This is a genomic window from uncultured Microbulbifer sp. (genome assembly GCF_947498635.1).
In the GTDB taxonomy this organism is placed as follows: Bacteria; Pseudomonadota; Gammaproteobacteria; order Pseudomonadales; family Cellvibrionaceae; genus Microbulbifer; species Microbulbifer echini.
The window spans coordinates 1-1,520 of the sequence record NZ_CANMKV010000095.1; the positions used below are offsets into that span (position 1 = coordinate 1).

The window sequence follows — 1,520 nt, forward strand, 5'->3', positions numbered from 1 at the left end:
ATTTTTGACTAAAAAACATTCATTTTTTGCTGTGTGAAACCTAATGCATAGTTAGAAAGCCATTTTTCAGAGTCTCCCTAGAACAGATATAGCTACACCGATTAGTAAACCAAACCAGATGTGAATTGGGATTGTGCTTAGCGATAATCTACGATACGAAAAAACCAGCCGCCACAATGAATATAAAGCATACCCCGGAAGCAACAGAAGGCCGGCTATATATAGGAATGCAGGTGTTAGAATACCTTTATTTCCTTGAAAGAAACCTAAAATCGAAATTGCTATACCCGTCAAATACATCAATGTAGTTGGGATCATCAAAATAAGAGCCTCAACAACCACCAAAATCAAACATAGATTACGAACAAATCTACTCATTTCTTAAGCTTAACACCGCGATAATCGGCTGGCGACGCGTAGCGGCGACAGTCCGGTGGAGCCCTGCAAGGGCGGAACTGAATTTATCACCTTGTTAGACATCTGGCTCATCTAGAGATAAAAATGGATCGATCATTAGCGGTAATCCACGTTTCGTTGACTCATTAAGCGCGCCTGGTGAAATAGTGTAATCTGCGTTCCATTGATCGGTGTATCCGACAAGGCGAGCTTTGATTTCAAATTTCTCTATCAGGCTACTCCAAGCAAATTTGTCATCAGGAAGCTCGGAAAGCCACTCTTCAAACTTTTCCTCCCCTTCTCTAGACTCGCCAATCGGGACCCCCCCTGACTTTATGAGCCAGCCACCGGTCTTGTAGTATTGAGAACCTCTTGGACGCTCATCTCCCATTTTGTAACTTTGGCTTGGTTCAACGCCTAACAACTCAGTTACTTCTTCAGGTATTAAGTCATCACCAAATATACTTACTTCAAAGAAAAATCGCTAAAATGGCCCGCCCATTCTAGCGAATAACTCCAGATTATGATTTTTTCTCGAATGATCCAAGTTTACGATTCCTACTTTTGTCTAACATTTAGATAGTGATTGTCATGACCACTATGTAACTTGTTGATTATTAAGGTGTTTGTCAAAATTATTAGAGTCTCAAAAGTCAGGGTGAGAGAAAACTCTCGGTTAGTCTGGTCACAAATGAGCCGATATCATTTCATTACTTTGGATGCGCGATTATAGTGTTTTCTAAACATCTAGCAGCATTTTAAGGTGCAAAAAATGTTTAAATTTCGCGTGTAAACCGCTAATTTATATGCGGCAATTCCCAGGAAAGCGATCAATCATACAGGCTAGAGGTGGGGGGAGGCTGCTGCAAGGCTACGGCAACGCTTCTGTACAACCACCAATGCAGTGTGCCAGTGCTTGTTCTCAAACATCTCGCGGGTGTGGGGTGACTCCTCTTGCCCAATCGCGGTAACCTGACTGGAACCCTCAGGTAGTCAGATCACCACGCCAGCGAGCGGAGCTTTCCAAGCAGGTCGGTTTCAGGATCTTTGATCCTACCCACAAAAGACGGACACTCTCTTAAGCGATAAACTACGCAGCAGAGGTGCCCTATGACACGATCAAG

At 43.2% G+C, this 1,520-nt stretch carries 1 protein-coding gene; it reads right to left on the reverse strand.

Annotation, left to right across the window (positions count from 1 at the left end):
• Positions 1-472 precede the first annotated feature (472 nt).
• Positions 473-859 (reverse strand): DUF4279 domain-containing protein, encoded by a 387-nt coding sequence (locus Q1A69_RS19920; RefSeq protein ID WP_299589613.1) that lies wholly within the window; start codon positions 857-859, stop codon positions 473-475.
• Positions 860-1,520: the final 661 nt, after the last annotated feature.